Origin of the sequence: Coleofasciculus sp. G1-WW12-02, from assembly GCF_040219735.1 — a bacterium.
Taxonomy (GTDB): domain Bacteria; phylum Cyanobacteriota; class Cyanobacteriia; order Cyanobacteriales; family Coleofasciculaceae; genus Coleofasciculus.
In genome coordinates, this window is sequence record NZ_JAVJRX010000196.1 from 1 (window position 1) to 4569 (window position 4569).

Genomic DNA, 4569 nt, shown 5'->3' on the forward strand with positions numbered 1-4569 from the left:
CTGCTCTAGAACCGAAAAGTTAAACAGTTTTAAGGTCACTGAAACAGTGCTTTTTGGATAGTTACCGACCGATAACATTGGCGAAGCTAACTTTACCCGAAAGGAGACTGAGGCAACCATACCTCATCGGAGGGGCAACCATACCCCTCCACCCCCGAAAGGGGTATGCTTCTTAAACCGCTATCGCGTGTTCATCCCCGGTCTAAAGACACGGGGTTTCCCACAACGAAGGAGTTTTTATGATTGTTGCATTACTCTATCTAGCTTTAGGTGGACTCTACCTCGTAGTCGTTCCTTTGGTCACGTACTTTTACCTAAAACAGCGCTGGTATGTAGCTAGCTCCTTTGAGCGTAGCTTTATGTACTTCCTCGTCTTCTTCTTCTTCCCTGGATTGTTACTGTTCAGCCCATTCCTGAACTTCCGCCCCAAGAAGCGTCAGATCCAAGCTTAATCTACAAAATGCGAAGAATTGATGCGATCGGAATTTCCATCGGCGTGTTTGCGGCTGGTGGTATTATGTATCTCCTGTTGCAGGTTGCTGGTTTAGACGAGATGAAAGCCGGGATTTGGAGTCAAGCACTCTTAGTCGGCGGTTTACTCGGCTGGGTATTCACCTATCTGTTCCGAGTGGGTACTCATAAGATGACCTATAACCAGCAACTGCAAGACTATAAGGATGCTGTCTTGCAAAAGCGCCTCGAACAGATGACCCCAGAAGAACTTGCCCAGTTACAAGCGGAATTGGAACAAGACTCTGAATCAATCAACCAATGACCAATGAGCAATGACCAAAATTTCCCAGTGCTTCGAGACTCTACGCCAGCGCTCTGAATGCGCCTTTATTCCCTTTATCACAGCAGGTGACCCGGATTTAGTCACCACGGCTCAAGCTTTGCGAGTCCTTGACAAATCGGGGGCAGACATGATAGAGCTAGGTGTGCCTTATTCCGATCCCCTGGCTGATGGTCCGACGATTCAAGCGGCGGCAACACGAGCATTGAAACGGGGGGTAAGATTGGATGATGTTCTTGCGATCGCGCAGGAGGTTACCCCCGATCTAAAAGCGCCAATTATTCTATTTATGTATTACAACCCCATTCTCAACCGGGGGATTGAAGTCTTTTTAAAACAAATTGCCGCCGCAGGGATAGCCGGGTTAGTCGTGCCGGATTTACCCTTAGAGGAAGCGGAATCGCTGATCCAGCCTGCGACTGAAATTGGGATCGAAGTGGTTTTATTAGTCGCACCCACCAGTCCCAAGGCGAGAATTGACGCGATCGCGAAAAAATCTCAGGGCTTTATTTACCTCGTCAGCGTTACAGGCGTCACCGGGATGAGAAGCCAAGTTGCATCCAGTGTCCCAGATTTACTCGAGCAAATGCGGGCGGTAACGGACAAACCTATCGGAGTCGGTTTTGGCATCTCCCAACCCGAACAAGCGCGACAGGTGAAACAGTGGGGTGCAGATGCGGTAATTGTGGGTAGTGCTTTCGTGAAGCGTTTAGCTGAAGGAACACCTGCTGAAGGATTAAAAGCGATTGAGGAGTTTTGTCAATCCCTCAAGTCAGCGATTAGAGATTAGCCTTCTTTTTATATTTTGCACCGTTGTTGAGCCTTTGGATTTTAGATCGAATTTCTAAGCGTGGCGTGATTTGCAGAAGGCTTATGAATTTCTCTTTGAAGTAAGTATGAAAGCTAGGTATTTAAGAGGATTATAAAAATCCAATCGTACTGCTAGAGATCATTATTTTCACAACAAGAATATTGTCCAGAAGTGTTTTGATGAGCTAGAAGTAATTAAAAGCCGCCTTTCATGATTTCCACTCAACGTATGGTTAACCTTCCCACTCAAACTGATCCCCCCCTTTCACCTCGGCAAACCTTACCCACAATGTATGATTTACCGAGTGACAACCCGGAGGAACCTGGATTGCCAGACGAGTTTCATTTTTTACAACCCTTATTTTTATTTCTCACCTTTCAACCCGCTAACTGGAATCCAGAGTTGGTATTTTCGGCTTGTGATTTGAATCTTTACTATGATGTTAACCATCCTAAATGGTACAAACGCCCCGATTGGTTTGGCGTGGTGGGAATACCTCGGTTGTATGAAGGGCGGGATTTACGTTTAAGTTATGTGGTTTGGCAAGAAGCAATCAATCCTTATGTAGTGGTGGAATTATTGTCTCCCGGTACACAAGAGGAAGATTTGGGTCGAACGGTGCCAACACCTGGAAATCCACCGACAAAATGGCAGGTTTATGAGCAGATTTTGCGAATTCCGTACTCGATTATTTTTAGTCGCTATACCAATGAAATTCAGGCATTTCATTTAGTCGGGGGTCATTACGAACCGATGAACATGATTGATAATCGTTTAGTGATGCCGGAGTTAGCGTTAAGTTTAGGGTTATGGCAGGGAAGTTTTCGAGGAATTAACCGTTTGTGGTTGCGGTGGATGACACTTGAGGGAGAGTTGATTTTAACGCCGGAAGAAGAGGCTGTCGAGGCGCAAGAACGGGCAGTTGCGGAACGGGAAAGAGCAGAACGATTAGCAGCACGATTGCGGGAGTTAGGGGTTGAACCTGATGATGTCGAGTAAACTGAAGTTCCCCCCGTCCAGATGTACTACAGGGGACTGAACTCCTACTGCATAAGCATTTTAGCAATTTAGCCCCCTCAAATCGTACCCATGTATATTTAAGATTTTCTTAATAGTCTTAGGAGAGAATCTGTGAGACAATTGTAGTCATGTACATCTCCTCGTGTTCCGAACAGAAATTCTCCACCCGCCGTATTACTTCGCGAGTCTTACCGCGAAGGAAAGAAAGTGCGCAAACGTACCCTAGCTAACCTATCTAAATTGCCGGATGAAGCAGTAGACGGCTTAAAGATTCTCCTCAAGGGAGGCAAAGCCATTGAAGACATAGAGGAAGCGTTTAACATAGTCCGTTCTCGCCCTCACGGTCACGTTGCTGCTGTACTCGGAACGATAAAAAAAAAAGGATTAGACTCGATTATCAGCGGTGAAAACACACGTAACAGACGATTAGTGCTATCGATGATAGCGGCAAGGATTATTGCCCCCAGGTCGAAACTAGCCACAGCGAGAGGGTTACAAGAGGCAACTAAACTGTCCAGTCTAGGAGAACGATTGGGATTGTCTGGGACAGATGAAGATGAACTCTATATAGCCATGGATTGGCTCCTGTCTCGGCAAGAGGAGATAGAAAAGAGTTTGGCAGCTAAACATCAAGTAGAAGGAACATTAGTCCTCTATGATGTCAGCTCAACATATTTTGAAGGAAAAACTTGTCCTCTCGCCAAATTCGGGTATAATAGAGACAAGAAAAAAGGGAAACTCCAAATTGTATTTGGATTATTATGTAACGCTCAAGGATGTCCGATTTCTGTCGAAGTATTTGAAGGAAATACAGCCGACCCCAGTACATTAACCCAACAAATAGAAAAAGTCCGCACTCGGTTTGGATTAAAGAAAATAATCTGGGTGAGGGATAGGGGAATGATAACACAAGCCAGAATTAGAGAAGACCTAAAGGAAACAGCAGGAGTAGATTGGATCACCGCGCTGCGTTCAAGCCAAATCCGTAAACTGGTGAACCAGTCCTACATTCAACTATCTCTATTTGATGAAAGAGACAAGCGCGGAAATTACCTGTGAAGACTATCCGGGAGAGAGATTAGTCGCCTGTCGAAATCCCTTCTTAGCTGAAGAAAGAAAGAGAAATCGCGAAGAGTTATTGCAAGCCACTGAGCAGAAATTAGATAAAATAGTCAGCGCCACATCGCGGCAAAGATGTCCCCTAAGGGGTGAAGCTGAAATTGGACTGAAAGTCGGTGAAGTAATCAACAAGTATGGTGTGGCTAAACACTTCAATATCCAGATAACTCCTGATAGCTTCTCTTACCAAAGAAACCGAAAAAGTATCGAGGAAGAAGCGACATTGGATGGTTTGTATGTGGTGAGAAGTTCCGTAAGAGAAGAAACGTTGAACGCTCTTATAAACTGTCAAAGCCTATAAGAGCTTATCCAAAGTTGAGCAAGCATTCCGCAGCTATAAAACCATTGATTTAAAGGTGCGTCCTATCTATCATCGTAATAGTGATAGAGTCAAAGCCCATGTTTTCTTATGTATGTTAGCTTACTATGTAGAATGGCATATGCGCCGTTGTTTATCACCAATCTTATTTGATGAAGATGATTGGGAAGATTCCCTTGGGTTACGCGAAGGAATTGTTAACCATTCGACGAAGAGCGATTCGGCAATATCCAAAGCCCAAAGGAAGCGGACAGCCGATAATTTACCTGTGCATAGCTTTCAAACTTTGTTGGCTGATGAGAGGCACGATTGTTAACAATCGTATTCAGTCTAATATTCCAGGTGTAAATTTCGACTTTGACAAGGTAACAGAACCGACTCCGGTACAAAGAAAGGCTTTAGATTTATTGGGCGTAAGCCTGATATGTACCCAGTGAAGCCAAAAGTCAAATCGTCCTAAGCCAAGATATGCATACGGTGTAGCGATTTGTCAAAGGGGAACTTCAG

Annotated in this window: 4 protein-coding genes and 1 pseudogene; all 5 read left to right on the top strand. The window is 44.8% G+C overall.

Annotated features, from left to right (window positions below):
* The first annotated feature begins 239 nt into the window (after positions 1-239).
* Positions 240-452: an NAD(P)H-quinone oxidoreductase subunit L gene (gene ndhL / locus RID09_RS30825; RefSeq protein WP_446339716.1), complete on the top strand. Its 213-nt coding sequence runs from the start codon at positions 240-242 to the stop codon at positions 450-452.
* 8 nt (positions 453-460) lie between these two features.
* Positions 461-775 (top strand): DUF3007 family protein, encoded by a 315-nt coding sequence (locus RID09_RS30830; RefSeq protein ID WP_446339717.1) that lies wholly within the window; start codon positions 461-463, stop codon positions 773-775.
* Between the two features lie 10 nt (positions 776-785).
* Positions 786-1583, top strand: a complete 798-nt coding sequence (gene trpA / locus RID09_RS30835; protein WP_446339718.1) for a tryptophan synthase subunit alpha — start codon at positions 786-788, stop codon at positions 1581-1583.
* 231 nt (positions 1584-1814) lie between these two features.
* Positions 1815-2603 carry a Uma2 family endonuclease gene (locus tag RID09_RS30840; protein WP_446339719.1) on the top strand — a complete coding sequence of 263 codons (789 nt, stop codon included), beginning with the start codon at positions 1815-1817 and terminating at the stop codon, positions 2601-2603.
* A 162-nt stretch (positions 2604-2765) separates the two neighbouring features.
* A pseudogene (locus RID09_RS30845) lies at positions 2766-4499 on the top strand (IS1634 family transposase); the annotation flags it as partial.
* Positions 4500-4569: the final 70 nt, after the last annotated feature.

Excerpts from the sequence above, each read along its gene's own strand:
- RID09_RS30840 (WP_446339719.1), top strand. The coding sequence starts at position 1,815 with ATGATTTCCACTCAACGTATGGTTAACCTTCCCACTCAAACTGATCCC.
- ndhL (WP_446339716.1), top strand. The coding sequence starts at position 240 with ATGATTGTTGCATTACTCTATCTAGCTTTAGGTGGACTCTACCTCGTA.
- trpA (WP_446339718.1), top strand. The coding sequence starts at position 786 with ATGACCAAAATTTCCCAGTGCTTCGAGACTCTACGCCAGCGCTCTGAA.
- RID09_RS30830 (WP_446339717.1), top strand. The coding sequence starts at position 461 with ATGCGAAGAATTGATGCGATCGGAATTTCCATCGGCGTGTTTGCGGCT.